Raw genomic sequence first — 22,952 nt, 5'->3', positions numbered from 1 at the left:
GACCGATCGTAGGTGCGTCTCCGCAAGATCCGTATCAGGGTGGGGAGTTCCGCATGGACGGGATGGACAGACGAGGGTTCAACCGGCGGGTGCTGCTGGGTGGCGCGGCCGCCGCGACATCGTTGTCGGTGGCCATCGAGACCGTCGGCACGTCCGAGACCGCGAGCGCCGCCGCGCAGGCGAGAACGGCCCCGGCGGGCGGCGTCGTCAGGCATCTCAAGATGTACGCCGAGAAGCTGCCCGACGGGCAGATGGGCTACGGCTTCGAGAAGGGCAAGGCCTCGATACCCGGCCCGCTGATCGAGCTGAACGAGGGCGACACCGTCCACATCGAGTTCGAGAACACGATGGACGTGGCCGCGAGCCTGCACGTCCACGGCCTGGACTACGAGATCTCCAGCGACGGCACCAAGCTCAACAAGAGCGACGTCGAACCCGGCGGCACCCGCACCTACACCTGGCGCACCCACGCCCCCGGCGCCCGCAAGGACGGCACCTGGCGTGCGGGCAGCGCCGGTTACTGGCACTACCACGACCATGTCGTCGGCACCGAGCACGGCACGGGCGGCCTGCGCAAAGGCCTCTACGGTCCGGTCATCGTCCGCCGCAAGGGCGACGTCCTCCCCGACAAGACCGTCACCGTCGTCTTCAACGACCTGCTCATCAACAACAAGCCCGCGCACTCCGGCCCCGACTTCGACGCGACCGTGGGCGACCGGGTCGAGTTCGTCGTCATCACGCACGGCGAGTACTACCACACCTTCCATATGCACGGTCATCGCTGGGCCGACAACCGCACCGGCATGCTCACCGGGCCCGACGACCCCAGCCAGGTCATCGACAACAAGATCGTCGGCCCCGCCGACTCGTTCGGCTTCCAGGTCATCGCCGGTGAAGGCGTCGGAGCGGGTGCCTGGATGTACCACTGCCACGTCCAGAGCCACTCCGACATGGGCATGGTCGGCCTGTTCCTGGTCCGCAAGACGGACGGCACGATCCCGGGGTACGAGCCCCACGCACCGCACGCGTCCGGCGACTCCGGGGTGTCCGCCGATTCCGGTGAGCCCGGCGACTCGGGTGAGTCCGGCGCGTCCCACGAGCACTGAGGGTCAGCCGGCGGCGGGCTGCCCGGCCGGTGTCCGCTGTGCCGTGTCCCGCCGGGCGACGGCCTCGGCCACCTCCTCGATCGCGGTGCGCAGCAGATCGCCGTACGCGTCCCCGGCCCCGGCGAGATGCGGGGCGTGCCTCCTGGCCGCGTCGATGTGCTCGGTGGCGGCCTCGAAGGACGCGAGCCGGCGGTAGCCGTCCGCGAGGTTGAGGTGCAGGGACGGGTAGAAGCCCGCGAGACGCACCCGGGCGTCGTGCTCCTGGACGCGCCGCTCGGTCGCGGCGTCCGCGGCGTCCAGCGCCCGTACGTCCCAGGTCAACGCCCGGGCGGGGTCGGCGGGGTAGAGGTCCGCCAGGTGGTGGGCGAGGGCGCAGCGGTGCAGCGGATCGCCGGTGCCCCCTATCGTGGACCAGAGGTCCAGGAGCCGCCGGCGGGCGGAGTCGACGTCCCCGGCGTGGCCTTCGGCGACGGCCCGGCCGATGGCTTCCATGGTCGGGTCGGTGGGGGTGTCGACGGGGGTGGGTGTGTCGGGCATGGGGGGTGTGGTCCTTGTTGTCGTGGTCGTCGTGGTCGTCATCGACGCCGCTCGGCCGGAGAGGTCGGAGCGGTCGGAGTGTTCGGACGAACGGGCATGGCCAGGGTGGTGAGATCGCCGCGGTCGGCCGAGCGGATGGTGACGGGCTGGTCGGGGCCCCGTAGATCGAGCATCACGTCCGGGCCGATCGCGGTGCTCACGGCCGGGTAGAGCGTCGTCAGCTCGAACCAGATGTCGATCCCCGCTCCCGTCACGCCGGCCGGAAGGCGCGTCCCGGGCCCCTCGTCACCACCCACCCGGACGTCTCTCCCGTGACCGGTCGCCAGGACGTCTCTCCCGTGACCGGCCCCTAGGGCCTCCGTTCCGTGACCGGTCGCCAGGGCCTCCGTTCCGCCACCGGCCCCCTGGGTCTCCGTCCCGTGACCGGCCCCCAGGGCCTCCGTTCCGTGACCGGTCGCCAGGGCCTCCGTTCCGCCACCGGCCCCCTGGGCCTCCGTCCCGTGACCGGCCCCCAGGACCTCCGTTCCGTCACCGGCCACCCGCAGGGCGATCCGCTCGCCGGCGTGTTCCTCCAGGGCGCGCAGGAACGGCTGCTTGGCGAGCGTCACCCGGGTCGTGACCTCGGGCAGCGCGGCGAGCATCGCCCGGAAGTCGGGGAACTCCTCCGCGAGCGCACGGCAGTACTGGTCCTCCCGGTCCGCCAACCGCAGCCGGATCCCCTGCCCCGTGGCCTCGACACGGACCTGCGCGCTGCGCCGGACCTCGGCGACCGCCGTCCGCAACTCCTCGCCGTCGACCGTGCCCGCCCAGGTCGCCGCCGGCGGCTCGGCCGGCACCAGGGTCCGCGTCGACAGCCGGTACCGGTCGGTGGCGGTCAGGGTGACCGACTCCCGGTCCACCTCGACCCGCAGACCGCCGAGCACCGGCAGATCCGGCTCCCGCGCGGTCGCGGTCAGGACCTGCTCGACCGCGTCGGCCAGCACGGGCCCCGTCAGCGTGGCGACCGGCACCCCCGGCACGTCACCCAGGGCCGACTTGAGGGCGACGGCCGTCCGCCGCGCCGCCGCCGCGTCCCCGAGGACCCGTGCGACGTGCTCGTCGATCAGCCGCGCCGCGTCCTCGGGGTCGGCGTCGAGGACCGCCTCGACACCGGTGAGCGGCATGGCGATCTCGCGCAGCCGGCGCAGCGCGGTGGCCCGGACCACCTGGCCTGCGGTGTAGTAGCGGTAGCCCGAGGCCGGGTCGACCTCGGCGGGCCGCAGCAGCCCGGAGTCGGCGTAGAAGCGCAGCGCGCTGGAGGTCAGCCCGCTGCGGTGGGCGAAGACCCCGATCGGCATCAGTTCGTCATGTGGCACCCGGCCATCATTGGGCTTCGACCAACTCGAAGGTCAACACCGGTGATCCGGGAGCGCTCTCAACGCCGCCCCGCGCGGGTCTATCCTGATCGCATCCGCCCCGAGGAGAGTCCCCCAGTGACCGAGACAGCGTCCCGTCCCACGTTGGAGGCCGTGGCCGCGCGGGCCGGGGTGTCCAGGGCGACGGTGTCGCGGGTCGTGAACGGGGGCGAGGGCGTTCGGGAACCGCTGGTCGAGCGGGTGCGCAGGGCGGTCGAGGAACTCGGGTACGTGCCGAACCAGGCGGCCCGCAGCCTCGTCACCCGGCGGCACGACGCGGTGGCCGTGGTGATCGCCGAGCCGGAGACCAGGGTCTTCGCCGACCCCTTCTTCGCTTTGCAACTCCGGGGAATCAGTAAAGAGTTGACGGCACACGATTCCCAGCTCGTCCTCCTGCTCACCGAAGGCCCGGAGGACTACGCGCGCGTGGGACGGTATCTCGCCGGTGGGCATGTCGACGGGGCGCTCGTCTTCTCCCTGCATCTGGACGACCCGCTGCCCGCGCTGATCCGGGGCGCCGGGGTCCCGACCGTGTTCGGCGGCAGGCCCGGCTGGGCGGACGGCACGCGCGGCGACACGCCCACCGTGTACGTCGACAGCGACAACCGGGGCGGCGCCCGGGACGCCGTACGCCATCTCGTCGGCCTCGGCCGTACCCGGATCGCCCACATCACCGGGCCCCTGGACCAGACCTCCGCCGTGGACCGGCTCGACGGGTTCCGGGACGTCATGGTGGACGGCGACCCCCGGCTGATCGTGGAGGGCGACTTCACCCCGGCGGGCGGGGAGCGCGCCATGCGGGAACTCCTCGACCGCTGCCCGGAGTTGGACGCCGTGTTCGCCGCCAACGACGTGTCCGCCTCCGGTGCGCTGCGCGTCCTGCGGGAGCGGGGGCGGCGGGTCCCCGAGGACGTGGCCGTCGTGGGCTTCGACGACATGCTCCCGGTCGCCGAACAGACCGAACCCCCGCTGACGACGGTCCGTCAGGACATAGAGGAAATGGGCAAGTTGATGGCCCGCCTGCTCCTCCGGGGCCTCGCCGCAGCCCCGTCCAGCGTCGTCCTCCCGACCACCCTGATACACCGAGCCTCCGCGTAGACCCCGCCCCGAAAGGGGCGCGGGGAACTGCGCGACCAGCCACGACGAAGCGGCAGCCGACCGACAACCCATCCCCGCCGTCCCCCAGCGGAGCGACCGCGCCGCTACACCCCCACCGTCACCGTGAACCGCCGCGGATTGCCGTCATGGGCCGCCCCCGACACGTCCGGCTGCCCGTCCGGCCGGACGTCGTCGTACGGAAACGCGTACCCGATGGGCGAGTTGGCGTGCACCACACGCGACCAGTGGTTGGTCACGGTGCCCCGGTAGTAGTCGGCCGCCGTCGCCCCGTTCGGCTGGGCGGGGTGGGTGAGCATGATCGAGCGGTTGAAGCCGGCGGCGAGACGGGCGAGGAGGGCCTTCTTGGCGTCGGGGTCGCCGGGGTTGTTGGCGAACGGGCCGTGGTTGCAGGTGAAGATGTCCTTCGAGGTGGGCCGGGCGAAGGTGTGGCCACCGGCGAAGGTGAGGGTGTCGCCGGAGACCCGGCCGGCCAGGACGCCCCGGCCGCCCTGGAGGTCGACCCTCAGATCCGTCGAACGGTACTTCTCCCACACCTGGTTGATGTAGGAATCCCAGTAGGCGCGGAACGGCATCTGGTCCGGCCGGTCGAAGTACGGTGCCATCAAGTTCTGCGGTGAGATGACCCGCAGCACCCTGCCGTCGCCGCCCCGGATCACGAGCCGGTCCCAGGGCTGGCCGTCCCGCGCCGACTGCGCCACCAGGTCAGCGGCGATCCGGTCCACCGCCCCGTCCGGCAGCGGGGCGACCGTGTGCGTGGCGTCGCCCTCCAGCGTCAGCCCGATCGGCAGGGCGGTCACCAGGTCGACGTAACTGATGTTGGCGAACAGCTGGGTGGGGTTGAACGTGAACTCGCAGAACGACCACGTCTTGCCGTAGTTGGCGTCGGCGGGCGTGGCGAAGGCGGGCTCGACCAGCGCCGGGCCCGGGTTGAGGAAGAACTGCAGGGTGCTGTCCCGTACGAAGTAGACGCGGGCGCCGAACATCTGAGGCAGCGTCAGGACGGTGGGTGCCGAGCCCGCCGGGCCGAGCGGGATCGCGCAGTCGACCGGCAGCGGAGTCTGCGGCGCCGCGGGCGAGGTGGGCCGGTAGACGCTGCCGTCGGCCCGCAGCAGCAGCCAGGCGCCGGTCGCCTGCTCGTGCCCGGTGACGTACGCCCGTACCGTGCCCGGCAACGAGGCGTTCCGCAGGGCGAGTTGGCAGGTCGCGGGCGCAGCCTGGGCGGGGGTGCCGAGAGCACCTCCGACGGTGGTCGCACCGATGGCGGCGGTGGTTCCGGACAGGAACGTACGGCGGGAGATCACGGTGGCCTCCTGGGACGTGGGGGAGTGGAGGCACAGCGGACGGGGCCCCTGCTGTGGTGCCCCCACTGTTCCCAGGGGGAGTTGAGGCGTCAAGACTTATGACTGAGAGCGCTCTCAGAAATGTGTTGGCTTCAGGAGGTGACGACACATCGAACGGCGTTCGACCTCAGTCCTGCGGCTGCTCGCTCCTGATCACCGCGAAGCGTGCGCCGAACGGATCGGCGAGCTTGGCGAACCGCCCGGCGCCGGGGAGGTCGGTGGCGGGCAGCCGGACCTCGCCGCCCAGCTCTCGCGCCCGGTCCGCCACGGCGTCCGGGTCAGGGACCTCGAAGTACGGCAGCCAGTACGGCCGGGACCCCGCCTCGCTCGGGTCCTCGTCGAGCGGGACGATACCGCCGAACATGGCCCTCGGTTCGGTGCCCGCGGGGTTCACGCAGGTGTAACTGCCGCCGGCGATGTCGATCGCGGAGGTCTCCCAGCCGAACACGGAGTTGAAGAACCCGGCCGCGGCGGGCAGATCCGGTGTGTACAGCTCCAGCCAGCACAGCGCGCCGGGGTCCGTGACGACGTCGAGGCCCGTGATGCGGTTCGGCTGCCAGACGCCGAACGGCACGCCCGCCCGGTCGGCGAGGATCGCCATCCGGCCCTCGTCCGCCACGTCCATCGGCCGCAGCAGCACGGAGCCGTGGGCCTGCTCGACCGCCTTGGCCGTGGCGTCGGCGTCCGGTGTCCGGAAGTAGATGTTCCAGGACGGCGGTCCCTGCTCCGGGGGGTTCTGCATACCGGCCGCCGCGGTGCGGCCGTCGAGCTGGAAGAAGCCGTAGCCGCCCATCTCGGGACCGGCCGACCGGAACTCCCAGCCGAAGAGACGGTGGTAGAAGGACGCGGCGCCTTCGATGTCGGGGGTGCCGAGGTCGATCCAGTTCGGTGCGCCGGTGACATAACGGGTGGTGAGCATGGCTGCGCTCCTCCGATGAGGTCCGAGGGGCCCGTTGCCCGTACCTCAGAGTCTGGCACCGCCCACCGACAACCGCCCACGCGTCGGCACGGCCCGCACGCCCCGGGAGGGGTGTGTTGATGTGGCGTTGATCGAACGTTTTTCGGTGCGCGGCACGATGCTGTGCATGCACAACGACACGATCACCCCGATCGACCGTGCCTGGCAGGAGCGGGCGCTGTGTGCGCAGACGGGGGCCGACTTCTTCTTTCCCGAGCCCGGCAGCTCGGTGCGTGAGGCGAAGCGCATCTGCGGGATGTGCGAGATGCGTACCGCGTGTCTCGACTACGCCCTGTCCCACGACGAGCGGTTCGGCGTCTGGGGCGGACTGTCGGAGAAAGAGCGACTGCGACTGCGACACACCGAGAACAGCTGATCCCGCGACCCGGCGGCCCGGCGAAGGCGGCCCGCCGGGCCGCCTTCCCTCGCTACGCTACGCCCCGGCGCGCGCGGCCATCCGTGCCTTGCGGGCCGCCAGCTTCTCGTCGAACTTGCGGGCCTCCGCGTCGAGTCCGCCCATGTAGAGACCCAGTTCCTCCTGGGCCTTCATGCCCTCGGGGCCGAGGCCGTCGATCTCCATGATCTTCAGGAAGCGGATGACGGGCGCGAGGACGTCGTCGTGGTGGATGCGCATGTTGTAGACCTCGCCGATGGCCATCTGCGCGGCGGCGCGCTCGAAGCCGGGCATGCCGTGGCCGGGCATCCGGAAACCGACGACGACATCGCGCACGGCCTGCATGGTGAGGTCGGGGGCGAACTCGAACGCGGCCTTCAGCAGGTTCCGGTAGAAGATCATGTGGAGGTTCTCGTCGGCCGCGATGCGCGCCAGCATGCGGTCGCAGACCGGGTCTCCGGAGTGGTGGCCGGTGTTGCGGTGCGAGACGCGGGTGGCCAGCTCCTGGAAGGCGACGTAAGCGACCGTGTGCAGCATCGAGTGCCGGTTGTCCGACTCGAAGCCCTCGCCCATGTGGGCCATGCGGAACTGTTCGAGCTTGTCCGGGTCCACCGCGCGCGAGGCGAGCAGGTAGTCCCGCATCACGATGCCGTGGCGGCCCTCCTCCGCGGTCCAGCGGTGCACCCAGGTGCCCCAGGCGCCGTCACGGCCGAAGAGGGTGGCGATCTCGTGGTGGTAGCTGGGCAGGTTGTCCTCGGTGAGGAGGTTCACCACGAGGGCGATCCGGCCGACCTCGCTGACCTTCGACTGCCCCTTCTCCCAGGCCTCGCCGTCCTCGAAGAAGCCGGGGAAGTTGCGGCCGTCGCTCCACGGCACGTACTCGTGCGGCATCCAGTCCTTGGTGACCTTGAGATGCCGGTTGAGTTCCTTCTCGACGACTTCCTCCAGCGCGTACAGCAGCCGCGCGTCGGTCCATTCGTCGGACGGGCTGCCGAGGTGGGGAGAAGTGATCGACACAGACGCTCCAGAGGGACGTACAGGGGACGAGGTTTCCGGTGCGGCCACGGGCGGGTGACCTTAACCTACGGCATCGTAGGCTACGAATCCGTAGGTTACGATGCCGTAGGTTAAGGGTGCTGTAAAGAGCGCTGATCAGCGGGGTGGCGCACGGGCTCGGCGGGGACGCCGAAGGCCCCGTGGACGCGCAGGTCCCGGGGCCGGAAGAGTGAGCGGATCACCCGGCGGTCACCCGGTCAGGCGTACAGATCGCGCAGCCGCACCGAGAGGCATGTCACACAGCCCTCCAGCTTCTCGAACTCGCCGATGTTGACCACGACGGGCTCGTACCCGAGGTCGGCGTACAGCTCCGCGGTCTTCGGGGCGCTCGCCGCCATCAGCAGCTTGTCGCCGCCGAGGAGCACCACATGCGCCCCGGACTCCTCCGGCACCGGCAGGAAGCGGCCGAACAGCGACGGGGTGTCCATCTTCGGGATGTGCCCGACGACCGTACCGTCGGGGAGCGCCGTGATCGCCGACTTCAGATGCAGCACCTTGCTCACCGGCGCGGACACCACCCGGGCCCCCAGCGGCTCGAACGCCGCCCGCAGCTGCTGCACCCCGGCCGCGTTGGTGCGCCCGCCCCGGCCCACGAACACCGTGTCGCCGACCTTGAGGACGTCACCGCCCTCCAGCGTGCCCGGCGCCCAGACCCAGTTCACCGAGCAGCCGAGCGCGGCCACGGCCTCCTCGATCCCGTCGGTCTCGCCCCGCCGGGACTCGGCGCCGGGGCGCGCGATCAGCGCCACGTTCTTGTACATGACCACGGTGTCCTCGACGAACACCGAGTCCGGGCAGTCGTCGGCCGGGTCCACCTCGATGGTCTCCCAGCCGTGCTCGCGCAGGGCGTCGCCGTACGCCTCCCACTGCTCGACCGCGAGGTCGATGTCCACCTTCGTGCGTTCGATGTGCGTGACGAGGCCTTCGGCCAGGCGGGGGCTCGGGCGGCGGACGAGGGCTTTCCTGCTGGGCACGTGGGTGACTCCGAATCGAACGACGGTTTTCCGGCGCCCGTGAAGCAGCGCCGGTCCGCCATCATGCAGTCCCGGTGCACGAGGACAAAACCCCCGTGGGCGGGCTGTGGCCCTCCTGAGATACTCGGCGGTAGCCGAGGCCGGGCCGAGCCGGGTGCGCCCGCCCCCGCCGCCGGCCCGCCCCCGTCGGATCGCTCCCGCCGGCCCGGCCCGGTCAGCCGGTGGCCTCGATCTCCGCCGGCGTCGTCGCCCGCAGCTCTCCCTCCTCCATCAGCAGCCACCGGGTGATCCCGATCGACTCCAGGAACGGCAGGTCGTGGCTGGCCACGATCAGCGCCCCTTCGTACGACTCCAGGGCGGTCGTCAGCTGCCGCACGCTCGCCATGTCGAGGTTGTTCGTCGGCTCGTCCAGCAGCAGCAGCTGCGGGGCGGGCTCGGCGAGCATCAGGGCCGCGAGGGCCGCCCGGAAGCGCTCCCCGCCGGACAGGGTCGCCGCGAGCTGATCGGCGCGGGCGCCCCGGAACAGGAAGCGGGCGAGGCGGGCCCGGACCCGGTTGTTGGTGGCGTCCGGCGCGAACCGGGCCACGTTCTCGGCGACCGTCAGCCCGTCGTCGAGGACGTCGAGCCGCTGCGGCAGGAACCGCATCGGCACATGGGCCTTCGTCTCGCCGCTCACCGGCTCCAGCTCGCCCGCGATCGTCCGCAGCAGTGTCGTCTTGCCCGAGCCGTTGCGGCCGATCAACGCGATCCGCTCGGGCCCGCGCAGGTCCAGCCCGCCCTTCACCCGGGCGCCGTACCTCAGCTCCAGGTCCAGCAGGGTGAGGACGGTCCGGCCCGGCGGTACGGCCGTGTACGGCAGCTCGACGCGGATCTCGTCCTCGTCCCGTACGGCCTCCACCGCCTCGTCGAGCCGTTCCTTCGCCCCGGCGAGCCGCTCCTCGTGCAGGATGCGGTGCTTGCCCGCGGACTCCTGGGCCGCGCGCTTGCGCAGACCCGCGACGATCTTCGGCACCCGCTTCTGGTCCTGCATCTTCTGTCCGAACCGTTTGCGCCGGGCCAACTTGACCTGGGCGTCCACGAGTTCACGCTTCTGCTTCTTCAGATCGGACTCGGCGACCCGCACCATCCGCTCGGCCGCCTCCTGTTCGGTGGCGAGCGCCTCCTCGTACGCGGAGAAGTTGCCGCCGTACCACGTGACCTCGCCCGCGTGCAGATCGGCGATCTGGTCGACCAGATCCAGGAGTTCACGGTCGTGGCTGACCACGATCATGACGCCGGACCAGGACTCGACGGCGTCGTACAGCCGGCGCCGCGCGTACAGGTCGAGGTTGTTGGTCGGCTCGTCCAGGAGCAGGACGTCGGGGCGGCGCAGCAGCAGCGCGGCCAGCCGCAGCAGCACCGACTCACCGCCGGAGACCTCGCCGATCGTGCGGTCCAGATCGACGTGACCGAGGCCGAGTTGACCGAGCGTCGCCACGGCGCGCTCCTCGACGTCCCAGTCGTCGCCGACCGCGGCGAAGTGCTCCTCGGCCACGTCGCCCGCCTCGATGGCGTGCAGGGCGGTGCGGGCGGCGGCGATCCCGAGCGCCTCGTCGACCTTCAGGGTGGTGTCGAGCGTGACGTTCTGCGGGAGGTAGCCGACCTCGCCGACCGCGCGGACGGCACCCTCGGCCGGGGTGAGTTCACCGGCGATCAGCTTCAACAGGGTTGATTTCCCTGATCCGTTGACACCGACGAGCCCGGTCCGGCCGGGGCCGAACGCGATCTGGAGATCGTCGAAGACGGGGGTGCCGTCGGGCCAGGCGAAGGACAGGGAGGTGCAGGTGAGGGACAAGGGAGTAGACATGAGGAACCTCGCGGGTGCGATGCGGCCAGGGGGACGCGTACGAAACACCGCGAGGGGCGGCCCGACGAGAGCGAGTGGCGCGGGCGGCCTTCCTCAGGGAGAAGGCCCGCTGCCGGTGGGACGGCTCGTACGCCGAGGTCGCACGCAACGCACACAGCAATGCCCAGAAGAGGCATGGCGCCGGGAAACGGCAAGGTGTGTGACGCGGTGTCTCAGGACCTCAGACGAGCAACGTCCTTCTCCAATCGACGGCAACAGGACCGTGCACCAACGTACGGAGAGGCTCGGAAGACTGTCAACGCATTAAATGCGCATCAAGAAACACGCATCGAGAAATACGCATCGAGCGTGACACGGGCCCGCCCTCAGCAGGCGTCCCGCATCAGCTGTGCGAGGTCGTGGTCCAGGTCGACATGGTGGTGTTCCAGACCGAGCGGCACCAGATCCATCGAACGCTCCAGGAAGCGGCGTATCTCCCCGGCGTGGACATGCACCACGGCCGTGCCCTCGGGGGCGTGGAACTCCAGGACGAGCCGGTCGTAGCCGTACGGGCGGACGCGCACGTCCCCGTGGCCGACGGACTCCTCCATACCCGTCACGAGGAGCTCGCGGGCGAAGGTCCAGCAGACGTCGACACCCTCCAGCGTGGCCGGGGCGGGGAACGTCATACGGACCGCGAAGGGGTCGCGGGGGTCGTAGTGGAGCGTGGCGGGAATGCTCGGCATCCGCGGCGCGGCGGCGACGAGACGGGCCTCTACGGGCTGCTCGATGACGGTGGACAACGCCTTGCTCCCTTGTGACGGGTGGACGGATTCCGGATGGCCGAAGCCTGGCAATGGCAAAGACGCCGGATCGGGCAGATCCGTGCACAGGAGGGTCGAGTGACCTCTGTCACCGAGCCCAATCCCTGTGGTGATCCATTTCTCGTCCCGCGACGCGGGATATGGGAGAGGACACCGGACGCCGTCCGGTGGTTCCCGCCCGAGGCCATCTGGACGGCGCCGGACCGGTGCACTAGCTTCGCCCGCCATGAGGGGCTTGGGGCAGTCGAGACGGATGAGTCGGACGAGTCGGACGCTGACGACGGGCCTGGCCGCGGCGGCGCTCGCCGCCGCCCTGGCGGTGCCCGCGCAGGCACACGGGGAGGGCCGTCCACCGCACTGGGAGCTGAAGGAAACCGGCACTGACGTGCGCTTTCGCGGGCTCGCCGCGGTCAGCCGGAACAGCGCGTGGCTGGCGGGTTCCGCCGGGACCGTGCTGCGCACCGGCGACGGGGGCAGGACCTGGCGCAATGTCTCACCGCCCGGCGCACAGGATCTGCAGTTCCGGGACATCGAGGCATTCGACGCACGCAGGGCGGTCGTCCTGGCCATCGGTGAGGGGGAGGCCTCCCGCGTGTACCGCACGGACGACGGCGGTGCGACCTGGACCGAGTCCTTCCGCAACACCGATCCGCGCGCCTTCTACGACTGCCTCACCTTCTTCGACCCCCGCCACGGACTCGCCATGAGCGACCCGGTGGACGGGAAGTTCCGCATCCTGTCCACGAAGGACGGCGGCCGGTCCTGGGACGTCCTGCCGAACGAGGGCATGCCGGCGGCCCTGGAGGGCGAGGCGGGCTTCGCGGCGAGCGGGCAGTGCCTGGTGACCTCCGGTCCGCGCGATGTGTGGCTGGCCACCGGAGGGGCCGCCCGCGCGCGGGTGCTGCACTCCGCCGACCGGGGGCTGACCTGGACGGCCGCCGACACGACCGTCCCCGCCGGGGACCCGGCCCGGGGCGTGTTCGCGCTCGCCTTCCGCGACCGGGCGCACGGCATCGCCGTCGGCGGCGACTACCGCGCCGACCAGCCGTCCCCGCGGGCCGCGGCCGTCACCGGCGACACCGGCCGCACCTGGACGGCCGCCGCGCAGCCGCCGCCCGCCTACCGCTCCGGCGTCACCTGGCTCCCGTACAGCCGTACGAACGCCTTCGCCGTCGGCCCCACCGGCACCGACCTCACCACCGACGGCGGCCGGACCTGGCGCACGGTCGACACCGGCTCCTACGACACCGTCGACTGCACTCCGGACCGGGGCTGCTGGGCGGCGGGGGAGCAGGGCCGGGTCGCCAGGCTGGAGAACTGACCGGCAGGGGTGGGACCGCCCGAAACGGGTACCCGTGGCGCGTTCCAGTCATGAAGGGCACGAAGGGAGTGACCGGCCATGCCACGCGGTTCGAGCCCCAAGAGGGAACGCCAGTACGAGCACATCAAGGAGAGCGCCGAGGACCGGGGCGAGAGCGAGTCGCGCGCCAAGGAGATCGCCGCCCGGACCGTCAACAAGGAGCGCGCGCGGTCCGGCGAGTCGAAGACCGCGAGCCGCACCTCCACCCAGGACATGTCGTCGAGCAAGCGCGGTGGGCAGCGCTCCCACAAGGGCGCGCAGGGGCCCACCTACGACCAGCTCTACGAAGAGGCCAAGAAGCGGGGCGTGCAAGGCCGTTCGGACATGAACAAGAGCCAGCTCAAGCGGGCCCTCGGCAACAAGTAGACCCGGTCCGCGCCGCCGCCCCGGGATGCGTACGCTCGTCAGCACCATGACGACCGTACGCATCCCCGCGGGCTGGCCCGCCACCGAAGAGCAAGCCCTCGCCGTACAGGACGAGTTGCGGGGGAGGGTGGTCCTCGACGAGGACGGGCCGCCGCCCGGTGCCGGGCATGTCACCGGCGTGGACGTGGCGTACGACGACGAACGGGACGTCGTCGCGGCGGCGGCCGTGGTCCTGGACGCGGCGACGCTCGACGTGGTCGCCGAGGCCACGGCGATCGGGCAGGTCTCCTTCCCGTACGTCCCCGGACTGCTCGCGTTCCGTGAGATCCCGACCGTGCTGGCCGCGCTCGACGCGCTGCCGTGCGACCCCGGGCTGGTCGTCTGCGACGGCTACGGGCTCGCCCATCCGCGCCGCTTCGGCCTCGCCGCCCACCTCGGCGTCCTCACCGGGCTCCCCACGATCGGCGTCGCCAAGAACCCCTTCACCTTCACCTACGACGACCCCGCCGGCCCGCGCGGCAGCGACTCGCCGCTGCTCGCGGGCACCGAGGAGGTCGGCCGCGCCCTGCGCACCCGCGACGGGGTCAAGCCGGTCTTCGTCTCCGTCGGCCACCGCGTCACCCTCCCCACCGCCTGCGCCCACACCCTCGCCCTCACCCCGGCCTACCGCCTCCCGGAAACCACCCGCCTCGCCGACGCACTGTGCCGCCGGGCCCTGCAGGAAACGGCCCGCTGAAGGCGCGGGGCGCGGACAGAGGTTCGCGCAATCTGCGGCTGACGGGCCGCCGGGGCACCTCTCGAAGGGACGCGCGGACCGGGAACCTGAGTACGAACTGAGTACGTGTACGGATGCCGGGGCGTCGTCATGATCGGCAGGCTGTGCCGTATGACGACGCACCGAGCACCGAAGCCCGCCGCCGGACCCACCCAGACCGTCGAGCGTGCCGTGACGACCGGACTGATCATCGCCGTGATCGCCGGACTGGCCTGGATCGCCGGGATGGTCTACACGCTGACCGGCTGGGCCCAGTAGCCCCGGTGGGCCCAGCCGATCAGTCGGGGCCCTACTGGGACGCCGCCACCCGGAACGTGATCCCCGCCGCGCGCAACCGTTCGATCAGGGCGTCGCCCATCGCGACCGCCGTGGTGACCTGGCCCGCGGTGGCCGGGAGATCGTCGAAGGCCAGGCAGAGCGCGGACTCGGCGAACATCTTCGCCGTCTCGCCGTAGCCAGGGTCACCGCCCGCAACCTCCGTGAAGACCCGGCGCCCACCGCCCTCGCCGACGAACCGCACGGAGAACCAGCTCTTCGCCCGCTTCTCCTCGCTCGGCCCCTCACCCGGCTTCAGCCGGTCGCCCAGCCAGCGCCGTACGGGCGGCACCTGGGCCGCCGCGACGACCGCGCCGACGAACGCCACCCCGCCCACCGCGTACGGCAGGGTCTTCACGGCCGCGTAGTGGCGGTAGCGGAAGTCCGGCCCGTAGCGCCGCAGGGCGCGCGCCGAGCGCTGCACCACCTGCGCGTCGATGGTCGGCAGCGGCAGCGCCCACGCCCCGACCTCCTTGGCGAACCGGGGCGCGCTCACCGGCGCGTACGCCCGGCGCCCCACCAGACGCGGCTCGTGCCGCTTGCGGTCCTGCGCGGCGGCCATCGTCTGCCGGCCGCGGGAGAACCCGGTGAGCGCGGAGTTGAACGTGCCGCCCGAGAACATGCCCTCGGCGCGCACATAACCGTCCACGGTGATCGGCACGTCCTCCGGGAGCTGCCGCACGGTGAAGTACGCGCCCAGGTCGTGCGGTATCGAGTCGAAGCCGGCCGCGTGCACGATGCGGGCGCCCGTCTCCCGCGCGCGTGCGTCGTGCCGGACGAACGTCAGGTCGACGAACTCAGGCTCACCCGTGAGGTCCAGATAGTCGGTGCCCTCGTCGGCGCAGGCGGCCACCAGCTCCTCGCCGTGGGTGATGTACGGGCCGACGGTCGTGGCCACCACCCGTGTCTGCCGGGCGAGTTCGCGCACGGCGTCCGGATCGGACCCGTCCGCCTTGAGCACGCCGATCTCCGCGCCGCCGGGCAGCCGTTCACGCAGTGCCGCGAGCTTGTCCGCGTCGCGCCCGGCGATCGCCCAGCGCAGTCCGTCGGGCGCGTGCCCGGCGAGATACTCCGCGGTGAGCTGCCCGACGAACCCCGTGGCCCCGTAGAGCACGATGTCGTACGCCCGCTCCGCCCTGCCCTGCCCGCTGCTCATGTAACCCCTCAAGCCTCGCCCGCGACCCGCCCACGCGCCGTTGTCGGTGGCTGAGGCTAGCGTGAGGAACGAGCAACCGAGCGCGCGGGATCCGGAGGTGGCCGTGACCGTACCGAAGAACGCCCTGAAAAAATGGGAGAAGGTGCGCGAGTTCGCCCTGGCGATGCCCGGTGCGGCCGAGGAGTTCCCGTGGGGCGAGAGCGTCGCGAAGGTCAACAAGAAGGTGTTCGTGTTCCTCGGGACGGATGACGGAGGTTATCCGCTGGGCGTCACCGTCAAGCTCCGGGACGAGGAGACCCATGCCCACGCCCTGACCTGCCCCGGCGCCGAGCCCGCGGGGTACGGCCTGGGCAAGGCCGGCTGGGTCCGCGTCCCTCTGGAGGAGCGGGGCGCCCCGGCCGCGGAGTTGCTGTGCGACTGGGTCGAGGAGAGCTACCGGGTGATCGCCCCGAAGCGGCTCATAGCGGAGCTGGACGCCCGCTGAGCCCGGCGGCACAAGCCCGGTGAGGGCAGGCTGACACCCGCCGTGACTCCGGGCACAATGACTAAGCGTTTGCTCATTCTGGGCTTGTGCGGAGTGGAACACGTTCCTAGCATCACTGGTGTTACATCAGATGTGTCAGACGTGTCGGATGTGCAACAGAGCATGGGGGCTCCATGGCAGTGGCGAAGACGCCCGGGCACGGCCCGCTCGCCGGTGTGCGCGTGGTGGAACTCGCGGGCATCGGCCCGGGACCGTTCGCCGCCATGCTCCTCGCCGACCTCGGCGCCGACGTCGTCCGTGTCGACCGGCCGGGCGGCGCGGGCCTCGCCGTCAACCCGCTGTACGACGTCACCAACCGCAACAAACGCTCGGTGATCGTCGACCTGAAGTCCCCGGACGGCCCGGACACCGTCCTCGACCTGGCCGCACGCGCCGACATCCTGGTCGAGGGCTACCGGCCGGGCGTCGCCGAACGCCTCGGTGTCGGCCCCGAGACCTGCCACGCCCGCAACCCGAGGCTGGTCTACGGCCGGATGACCGGCTGGGGCCAGCAGGGCCCGCTCGCCCCGCGCGCCGGCCACGACATCGCGTACATCGCCCTCACCGGCACCCTCGGCATGATCGGCACCCCCGGCACCCCGCCGCCCGCCCCCGCCAACCTCCTCGGCGACTACGCGGGCGGCTCCCTCTATCTCGTCACCGGCGTCCTCGCCGCCCTCCACCACGCCCGCGCCACCGGCACCGGACAGGTCGTGGACGCGGCCATCGTGGACGGCGCCGCGCACCTCTCCACGATGCTCCACGGCATGCTCGCCGCCGGCGGCTGGCAGGACCGCCGCGCCGCCAACCTCCTCGACGGCGGCTGCCCCTTCTACGGCACCTACGAGACCGCCGACGGCCGGTACATCGCCGTCGGCGCCCTGGAGCAGCAGTTCTACGACGAGTTCGTCGACCTGCTCGGCATCGAGGACCGGGCCCCGGCCCGCAAGGACACGGCCGCCTGGGGCGAGCTGCGCGAGACCGTCGCGGCCCGGTTCAGGACCCGGACGCGGGACGAGTGGACGGCCGTCTTCGAGGGCTCCGACGCCTGTGTGGCCCCCGTCCTGTCGCTGCGCGAGGCCCCGCACCACCCGCATCTCGCGGCCCGGGGCACCTTCACCGACTTCGGCGGCATCACCCAGCCCGCCCCCGCGCCCCGCTTCTCCGCCACCCCCACCTCGGTCCGCACCGGCCCGGCCCAGCCGGGCGCCGACCTGGCGGACGTGGCCCACGACTGGGGCATACCCGGCCTCTCGACGGCCCCCTCCGTCCAGGACACCGACTGACACCGGCCCCCGGGCCGCACCCTCCCGCCACTGGAAAGGCCAGACTCGTGAGCACCGAAGCGTATGTGTACGACGCGATCCGCACCCCGCGCGGTCGCGGCAAGGCGAACGGCTCCCTGCACGGCACCAAGCCCATCGACCTCGTCGTCGGCCTGATCCACGAGGTCCAGGGCCGCTTCCCCGGCCTCGACCCGGCCGCCGTCGACGACATCGTGCTCGGGGTCGTCGGCCCGGTGGGCGACCAGGGCTCCGACATCGCCCGCACCGCCGCGATCGCCGCCGGACTGCCCGACACGGTCGCCGGCGTCCAGGAGAACCGCTTCTGTGCCTCGGGTCTGGAGGCCGTCAACCTGGCGGCCGCGAAGGTCCGTTCGGGCTGGGAGGACCTGGTGCTCGCGGGCGGCGTCGAGTCGATGTCACGGGTGCCGATGGCCTCGGACGGCGGCGCCTGGTTCAACGACCCGATGACCAACCTGGCCGTCAACTTCGTGCCGCAGGGTATCGGCGCCGATCTCATCGCCACGATCGAGGGATTCTCCCGGCGCGATGTGGACGAGTACGCGGCGCTGTCGCAGGAGCGGGCGGCGGCGGCCTGGAAGGACGGCCGCTTCGACCGCTCCGTCGTCCCCGTCACCGACCGCTCCGGCCTCGTCGTCCTCGACCACGACGAGTACATGCGGCCCGGCACGACCGCCGACTCCCTCGCCAAGCTGAAGCCGTCGTTCGCGGACATCGGCGAGCTGGGCGGCTTCGACGCGGTGGCGCTGCAGGAGTACCACTGGGTCGAGGAGATCGACCACGTCCACCACGCGGGCAACTCCTCCGGCATCGTCGACGGCGCCTCCCTCGTCGCCATCGGCAGCAAGGAGATCGGCGAGCGGTACGGCCTGCGCCCGCGCGCCCGGATCGTCTCCGCCGCCGTCTCCGGCTCCGAGCCCACGATCATGCTCACCGGCCCCGCCCCCGCCACCCGCAAGGCCCTCGCCAAGGCCGGGCTGACCATCGACGACATCGACCTCGTCGAGATCAACGAGGCGTTCGCCGCCGTCGTGCTCCGCTTCGTCAAGGACATGGGCCTCTCCCTCGACAAGGTCAACGTCAACGGCGGCTCCATCGCCCTCGGCCACCCGCTCGGCGCGACCGGGGCGATGATCCTCGGCACCCTCGTCGACGAACTGGAGCGGCAGGACAAGCGGTACGGCCTGGCCACGCTCTGCGTGGGCGGCGGCATGGGCGTCGCGACGATCGTCGAACGCGTCTGAGCCGACCGGCGGATCACCCCCACCAAGACTTCTGTGACTTCTGCGGAAAGACGCTACGGAGACCCTGTCATGACACAGAGCACCACCATCCGCTGGGAACAGGACCGCACGGGCCTCGTCACCCTCGTCATCGACGACCCGAACCAGTCCGCGAACACCATGAACCAGGCGTTCCGCGACTCCCTCGCGGTGATCACCGACCGCCTGGAGGCCGAGAAGGACACCATCCGCGGTGTCGTCATCACCTCCGCCAAGAAGACCTTCTTCGCCGGCGGCGACCTCCGCGACCTCATCAAGGTCACCCCCGAGACCGCGCAGGAACTGTTCGACGGCGGTCTGGAGATCAAGCGCAACCTGCGCCGCATCGAGACCCTCGGCAAGCCGGTCGTCGCCGCGATCAACGGCGCGGCCCTGGGCGGCGGTTACGAACTGGCCCTCGCCTGCCACCACCGCGTCGCCCTCGACGCCCCCGGCTCCAAGATCGGCTGCCCCGAGGTCACCCTCGGCCTGCTCCCCGGAGGCGGCGGCGTCGCCCGCACCGTCCGGCTGCTGGGCATCGCCGACGCCCTGCTGAAGGTGCTGCTCCAGGGCACCCAGTACACCCCGCGGCGCGCCCTGGAGAACGGCCTGATCCACGAAGTGGCCGCCACCCAGGACGAGCTGATGGACAAGGCCCGCGCCTTCATCGACGCCAACCCGGAGTCGCGGCAACCCTGGGACAAGCCCGGCCACCGCATCCCCGGCGGCACCCCCGCCAACCCGAAGTTCGCGGCGAACCTGCCCGCCTTCCCCGCCACCCTGCGCAAGCAGACCAACGGCGCGCCCTACCCGGCACCGCGCGCCATCCTGGCCGCCGCCGTCGAGGGCGCCCAGGTCGACTTCGAGACCGCCCAGGTCATCGAGGCGCGCTACTTCGTGGAGCTGGCGGCGGGCCAGACCTCCAAGAACATGATCCAGGCCTTCTTCTTCGACCTCCAGGCCGTCAACTCCGGCGCGAACCGCCCCAAGGGCGTCGAGCCCCGCCAGGTCCGCAAGGCCGCCGTCCTCGGCGCCGGGATGATGGGCGCGGGCATCGCCTACTCCTGCGCCCGCGCCGGCATCGACGTCGTCCTCAAGGACGTGACGCCCGAGGCGGCGGCCCGGGGCAAGGCCTACTCGGAGAAGCTCTGCGCCAAGGCGGTCGCCAAGGGCCGCACCACCCAGGAGAAGGCCGACGCGCTGCTCGCCCGGATCACACCCACCGCCGATCCGGCGGACCTCGCGGGCTGTGACGCCGTCATCGAGGCCGTGTTCGAGAACACCGAGCTCAAGCACAAGGTCTTCCAGGAGATCGAGGGGGTCGTGGCACCGGACGCCCTGCTCTGCTCCAACACCTCCACCCTCCCCATCACCGAACTGGCCGAGGGCGTCGTCCGCCGGTCCGACTTCATCGGGCTGCACTTCTTCTCGCCCGTCGACAAGATGCCGCTCGTCGAGATCATCAAGGGCGCGGAGACGGGCGACGAGGCCCTGGCCCGTGCCTTCGACCTCGTCCGGCAGATCAAGAAGACCCCGATTGTCGTCAACGACTCGCGCGGCTTCTTCACCTCCCGGGTCATCGGGCACTTCATCAACGAGGGTGTCGCGATGGTGGGGGAGGGCATCGAGCCCGCCTCCGTCGAACAGGCGGCGGCCCAGGCGGGCTACCCCGCGAAGGTCCTCTCCCTCATGGACGAACTGACCCTCACCCTCCCGCGCAAGATCCGCGCCGAGTCGCGGCGGGCCGTGGAGGAGGCGGGCGGTACGTGGGCGGAGCACCCCGCCGAGTCGGTCATCGACCGCATGGTCGACGAGTTCGCCCGGCCGGGGCGCAGCGGCGGTGCGGGCTTCTACGACTACGGCCCCGACGGCAGCCGCGGCAAGCTCTGGCCCGGCCTCCGCGAGCACTTCACCCGGCCCGGCCACCGCATCCCCTTCCGCGACATGCAGGAACGCATGCTGTTCTCGGAGGCCCTGGACACGGTCCGCCTCCTGGAGGAAGGCGTCCTCACCTCCGTCGCCGACGCCAACATCGGCTCCCTCCTCGGCATCGGCTTCCCCGGCTGGACCGGCGGCGTCCTCCAGTACATCAACGGCTACGACGGCGGCCTCCCGGGCTTCGTAGCCCGCGCGCGGCAACTGGCCGACCAGTACGGCACCCGTTTCACCCCGCCGCCCCTGCTGGTGGAGATGGCGGAGAAGGGGGAGCGCTTCGCGGACGAGTGAGGGGTGGGTCGTCGGCTGCGGCTCCGGCGGGGGCTGGTCGCGCAGTTCCCCGCGCCCCTGAAGGGCCGCAGGCCCTGACGGACCTGCGGCCCCTTCGGGCCGAAAAGCAGGGGCGCAGCCCCGCTTTTCCAGGGGCGCGGGGAACTGCGCGACCAGCCCCCACCGACCCGCACCTACCCACCCACCCCCGCGCGGAGCGCGAAAAGGGGGTCGAAGGGGCGCAGCCCCTGGATGGGGGCACCTCCCGCTCGAGCGCAGCCGAGAGTGGGGGAGGGACGGGTAGGGGCGGCGGGGGCGAGAAAGACGGGCACGCGGATCGGCGTCACGACTCCGCGAGCCACTCCCGCAGCTCGTCCCTCAGCGACCGCTGGAAGGTCGTCAACAGGGCCTGCACCACCAGCGGTTGCATATGGGCCGACAGAGACTTCACGGCGTGCGGATCACGTTCCGCCACCGCGTCGCGGAACAGCCGCGACAACTCACGCGCCGCCGCCCGCGCATGCGCGACCAGCACAGCCCGCGCGGCGAGGATCGACTCCTCGGACAGGGGCACGTCGAGCAGCTCCACCCCGAGCCGCAGCAGCCCGGGATCCACCCGCAGACCGCCGCCGTCCCGCTCGGCCACCCCCATCGCGACCAGCCGCTCCACCTCCTCCTCGCCCAGGGACCGCCCCGCCCGCCGGTCCAGCTCAGCTCGGGTGACCGTCTCCACCGCGTCCGGCGCCCAGGACGCCACCACGGCGCGCTGGAGCGCGAGGTCGCGCGGGCTGAGGTCCGGCGGCAGCCGCCGCAGATACCGTTCGATGGCCGCCAGGGTCATCCCCTGCCGCTGCAACTCCTCGATCAGCGCGAGCCGCGCCAGATGGTCCCGCCCGTAGTGACCGACCCGGCGCGGCCCGATCACCGGCGGCGGCAGCAACCCCCGGGTGCCGTAGAAGCGGACCGTACGCACGGTGACCCCCGCCCGCGCGGCCAACTCGTCGACGGTGAGCACGATCTCGCCGGTCTCGGTCGTCGTCATGCCCAGCAGTATCGCTGTCACACCAGCGCTGTGACACCTCGGGCACCACCGATTGTCAGTGCCGCCCCGTACGGTGGCGTCATGTCGGGGATCACGTACGTCCGGGGGGACGCCACCGTGCCGCTGGGCAAGGGCGTCAAGGTCATCGCCCATGTCTGCAACGACCTGGGCGGCTGGGGCAAGGGCTTCGTCCTCGCCCTGTCCCGCCGCTGGCCGGAGCCGGAGGCGGCCTACCGAGCCTGGCACCGAGGCCGCGCGCACAACGACTTCGGACTCGGCGCCGCCCAGTTCGTCCAGGTCGGCCCCTACCTCTGGGTCGCCAACCTGATAGGCCAGCGCGGCACCCGCACGGGCAGCAAGGGAGTACCCGTCCGCTACGAGGCCATCGACACCGCCCTCGGCCTGCTCGCCGACAAGGCCCTGGAGCTGGACGCCTCGGTCCACATGCCGCGCATCGGCTGCGGCCTGGCCGGTGGGAAGTGGTCCCGGGTGGAGCCACTGATCACCGGCCGACTGGTACGGCGCGGGATCGCGGTGACGGTGTACGACTACGGGGACTGATCCCGCACCGGAACGCGGTACCGCGCACGGGTGAGCGGGTAGGGCACCGGTATGGATCTTCTCCCGATGGACATCGGCCCGTTGAACCCGGTGGTCGAGGAACTCGCGGTCGCGGCGGTGCTGTTCGCCCTGGTGTTCCTGTTCTTCGTCCGGCTGGTCCCCCGGATCCAGCGCGTCCTGGACGAACGGGAGGCCGCGACCAAGGGAACCGAGGCGCAGGCCGAAGCCCTGCGGGAGCAGATCCAGATCAAGCGGACCGAGGTGGCGCAGGCCCTCGCCGACGCCCGCCACGAGGCCGCCCGCATCCGCCAGCACGCCTTCGAGGAGGGCACCGCCCTGATCACCGAAGCCCGCGCCGACGCCCTCCGCGAGTACACCACCCTCCTCACCGAGGGCCACGCCCACCTGGCCACCGATCGCGCCGCGGCCGAGGCCGAACTCCGCGCCCACGCGGCAGAACTGGCCTCGGCCCTGGCGAGCAAGATCCTCGGAGAACCGATCGAGGCAAGAGCCCACCCACACCGGTGAAAGGGGGCGCAGCCCACCTTTCAGGGGC

23 protein-coding genes are annotated in these 22,952 nt (G+C 71.6%); 13 read left to right on the top strand and 10 right to left on the bottom strand.

All coding sequences use genetic code 11. The features are described from left to right. The first annotated feature begins 62 nt into the window (after positions 1 to 62). Positions 63 to 1,106 (top strand): multicopper oxidase domain-containing protein, encoded by a 1,044-nt coding sequence (locus tag ACZ7MG_RS22870; RefSeq protein WP_471391331.1) that lies wholly within the window; start codon positions 63 to 65, stop codon positions 1,104 to 1,106. Positions 1,107 to 1,109: 3 nt separating this feature from the next. On the opposite strand, the gene ACZ7MG_RS22865 is transcribed toward ACZ7MG_RS22870, so the two are convergent. Both ACZ7MG_RS22865 and ACZ7MG_RS22860 read right to left on the bottom strand, forming a co-directional pair. Next, complete coding sequence (locus tag ACZ7MG_RS22865; protein WP_471390806.1) at positions 1,110 to 1,643, bottom strand: hypothetical protein; 534 nt, start codon at positions 1,641 to 1,643, stop codon at positions 1,110 to 1,112. A gap of 38 nt (positions 1,644 to 1,681) precedes the next feature. Next, entirely contained in the window at positions 1,682 to 2,998 is a 1,317-nt protein-coding gene (locus ACZ7MG_RS22860) for a DNA polymerase III subunit beta family protein (RefSeq protein ID WP_471390809.1), read from the bottom strand. Positions 2,999 to 3,115: 117 nt separating this feature from the next. Between ACZ7MG_RS22860 and ACZ7MG_RS22855 the strand changes: the two genes are divergently transcribed. Beyond that, positions 3,116 to 4,135 (top strand): LacI family DNA-binding transcriptional regulator, encoded by a 1,020-nt coding sequence (locus ACZ7MG_RS22855; RefSeq protein WP_471390812.1) that lies wholly within the window; start codon positions 3,116 to 3,118, stop codon positions 4,133 to 4,135. A gap of 104 nt (positions 4,136 to 4,239) precedes the next feature. On the opposite strand, the gene ACZ7MG_RS22850 is transcribed toward ACZ7MG_RS22855, so the two are convergent. Further along, positions 4,240 to 5,457 carry a glycoside hydrolase family 64 protein gene (locus ACZ7MG_RS22850; RefSeq protein ID WP_471390815.1) on the bottom strand — a complete coding sequence of 406 codons (1,218 nt, stop codon included), beginning with the start codon at positions 5,455 to 5,457 and terminating at the stop codon, positions 4,240 to 4,242. A 166-nt stretch (positions 5,458 to 5,623) separates the two neighbouring features. Next, positions 5,624 to 6,415, bottom strand: coding sequence for a VOC family protein (locus ACZ7MG_RS22845; protein ID WP_471390818.1), 792 nt, complete (start codon positions 6,413 to 6,415; stop codon positions 5,624 to 5,626). 166 nt (positions 6,416 to 6,581) lie between these two features. Between ACZ7MG_RS22845 and ACZ7MG_RS22840 the strand changes: the two genes are divergently transcribed. After that, a complete protein-coding gene (locus ACZ7MG_RS22840) occupies positions 6,582 to 6,830 on the top strand; it encodes a WhiB family transcriptional regulator (protein WP_471390821.1) in 249 nt (82 codons plus the stop codon). A gap of 57 nt (positions 6,831 to 6,887) precedes the next feature. On the opposite strand, the gene ACZ7MG_RS22835 is transcribed toward ACZ7MG_RS22840, so the two are convergent. The 4 genes from ACZ7MG_RS22835 to ssgD all read right to left on the bottom strand — a co-directional run bounded on the left by ACZ7MG_RS22835 (position 6,888) and on the right by ssgD (position 11,506). Continuing rightward, on the bottom strand, positions 6,888 to 7,865 hold the full coding sequence (locus ACZ7MG_RS22835) for an acyl-ACP desaturase (RefSeq protein ID WP_471390824.1): 978 nt from the start codon (positions 7,863 to 7,865) through the stop codon (positions 6,888 to 6,890). A 236-nt stretch (positions 7,866 to 8,101) separates the two neighbouring features. Next, complete coding sequence (ddaH, locus tag ACZ7MG_RS22830) at positions 8,102 to 8,878, bottom strand: dimethylargininase (RefSeq protein ID WP_471390825.1); 777 nt, start codon at positions 8,876 to 8,878, stop codon at positions 8,102 to 8,104. A 214-nt stretch (positions 8,879 to 9,092) separates the two neighbouring features. After that, complete coding sequence (locus ACZ7MG_RS22825; RefSeq protein ID WP_471390828.1) at positions 9,093 to 10,724, bottom strand: ABC-F family ATP-binding cassette domain-containing protein; 1,632 nt, start codon at positions 10,722 to 10,724, stop codon at positions 9,093 to 9,095. Positions 10,725 to 11,089: 365 nt separating this feature from the next. Then, complete coding sequence (ssgD, locus tag ACZ7MG_RS22820; protein ID WP_471390830.1) at positions 11,090 to 11,506, bottom strand: spore wall synthesis regulator SsgD; 417 nt, start codon at positions 11,504 to 11,506, stop codon at positions 11,090 to 11,092. Between the two features lie 274 nt (positions 11,507 to 11,780). On the opposite strand from ssgD, the gene ACZ7MG_RS22815 reads away from it, so the two are divergent. The 4 genes from ACZ7MG_RS22815 (at position 11,781) to mmpA (ending at position 14,286) form a co-directional block, all read left to right on the top strand. After that, the gene (locus tag ACZ7MG_RS22815) at positions 11,781 to 12,848 is read left to right on the top strand and encodes a WD40/YVTN/BNR-like repeat-containing protein (protein WP_471390833.1); all 1,068 of its coding nucleotides are present in this window, start codon (positions 11,781 to 11,783) and stop codon (positions 12,846 to 12,848) included. Positions 12,849 to 12,926: 78 nt separating this feature from the next. Further along, on the top strand, positions 12,927 to 13,253 hold the full coding sequence (locus ACZ7MG_RS22810) for a plasmid stabilization protein (protein ID WP_471390835.1): 327 nt from the start codon (positions 12,927 to 12,929) through the stop codon (positions 13,251 to 13,253). Positions 13,254 to 13,299: 46 nt separating this feature from the next. Beyond that, positions 13,300 to 13,989, top strand: a complete 690-nt coding sequence (locus ACZ7MG_RS22805; protein WP_471390838.1) for an endonuclease V — start codon at positions 13,300 to 13,302, stop codon at positions 13,987 to 13,989. A 150-nt stretch (positions 13,990 to 14,139) separates the two neighbouring features. Then, positions 14,140 to 14,286 carry a morphogenic membrane protein MmpA gene (mmpA, locus tag ACZ7MG_RS22800; RefSeq protein ID WP_471390841.1) on the top strand — a complete coding sequence of 49 codons (147 nt, stop codon included), beginning with the start codon at positions 14,140 to 14,142 and terminating at the stop codon, positions 14,284 to 14,286. Between the two features lie 31 nt (positions 14,287 to 14,317). Here mmpA and ACZ7MG_RS22795 read toward each other — a convergent pair whose 3' ends face one another. After that, entirely contained in the window at positions 14,318 to 15,499 is a 1,182-nt protein-coding gene (locus ACZ7MG_RS22795) for a saccharopine dehydrogenase family protein (RefSeq protein ID WP_471390844.1), read from the bottom strand. Positions 15,500 to 15,602: 103 nt separating this feature from the next. Here ACZ7MG_RS22795 and ACZ7MG_RS22790 point away from each other — a divergent pair, with 103 nt between their 5' ends. The 4 genes from ACZ7MG_RS22790 to ACZ7MG_RS22775 all read left to right on the top strand — a co-directional run bounded on the left by ACZ7MG_RS22790 (position 15,603) and on the right by ACZ7MG_RS22775 (position 20,814). Next, positions 15,603 to 15,983: an MmcQ/YjbR family DNA-binding protein gene (locus ACZ7MG_RS22790; protein ID WP_471390845.1), complete on the top strand. Its 381-nt coding sequence runs from the start codon at positions 15,603 to 15,605 to the stop codon at positions 15,981 to 15,983. Positions 15,984 to 16,156: 173 nt separating this feature from the next. Continuing rightward, entirely contained in the window at positions 16,157 to 17,308 is a 1,152-nt protein-coding gene (locus ACZ7MG_RS22785) for a CaiB/BaiF CoA transferase family protein (RefSeq protein ID WP_471390848.1), read from the top strand. Positions 17,309 to 17,355: 47 nt separating this feature from the next. Further along, complete coding sequence (locus tag ACZ7MG_RS22780; RefSeq protein WP_471390851.1) at positions 17,356 to 18,570, top strand: acetyl-CoA C-acetyltransferase; 1,215 nt, start codon at positions 17,356 to 17,358, stop codon at positions 18,568 to 18,570. A 69-nt stretch (positions 18,571 to 18,639) separates the two neighbouring features. Further along, positions 18,640 to 20,814 (top strand): 3-hydroxyacyl-CoA dehydrogenase NAD-binding domain-containing protein, encoded by a 2,175-nt coding sequence (locus ACZ7MG_RS22775; RefSeq protein ID WP_471390853.1) that lies wholly within the window; start codon positions 18,640 to 18,642, stop codon positions 20,812 to 20,814. 322 nt (positions 20,815 to 21,136) lie between these two features. Here ACZ7MG_RS22775 and ACZ7MG_RS22770 read toward each other — a convergent pair whose 3' ends face one another. Next, the gene (locus tag ACZ7MG_RS22770) at positions 21,137 to 21,835 is read right to left on the bottom strand and encodes a MerR family transcriptional regulator (protein ID WP_471390856.1); all 699 of its coding nucleotides are present in this window, start codon (positions 21,833 to 21,835) and stop codon (positions 21,137 to 21,139) included. A gap of 81 nt (positions 21,836 to 21,916) precedes the next feature. On the opposite strand from ACZ7MG_RS22770, the gene ACZ7MG_RS22765 reads away from it, so the two are divergent. Together ACZ7MG_RS22765 and ACZ7MG_RS22760 are read left to right on the top strand one after the other, a co-directional pair. Beyond that, on the top strand, positions 21,917 to 22,396 hold the full coding sequence (locus ACZ7MG_RS22765; RefSeq protein ID WP_471390859.1) for a macro domain-containing protein: 480 nt from the start codon (positions 21,917 to 21,919) through the stop codon (positions 22,394 to 22,396). 51 nt (positions 22,397 to 22,447) lie between these two features. Continuing rightward, on the top strand, positions 22,448 to 22,924 hold the full coding sequence (locus ACZ7MG_RS22760) for a F0F1 ATP synthase subunit B family protein (protein WP_471390861.1): 477 nt from the start codon (positions 22,448 to 22,450) through the stop codon (positions 22,922 to 22,924). The last annotated feature ends 28 nt before the right edge of the window (positions 22,925 to 22,952 follow it).

This window comes from Streptomyces sp. NPDC107538 (assembly GCF_055657445.1).
Note: the sequence above shows the minus strand (reverse complement) of the source record. Positions and strands in the feature narration are given on the sequence as shown.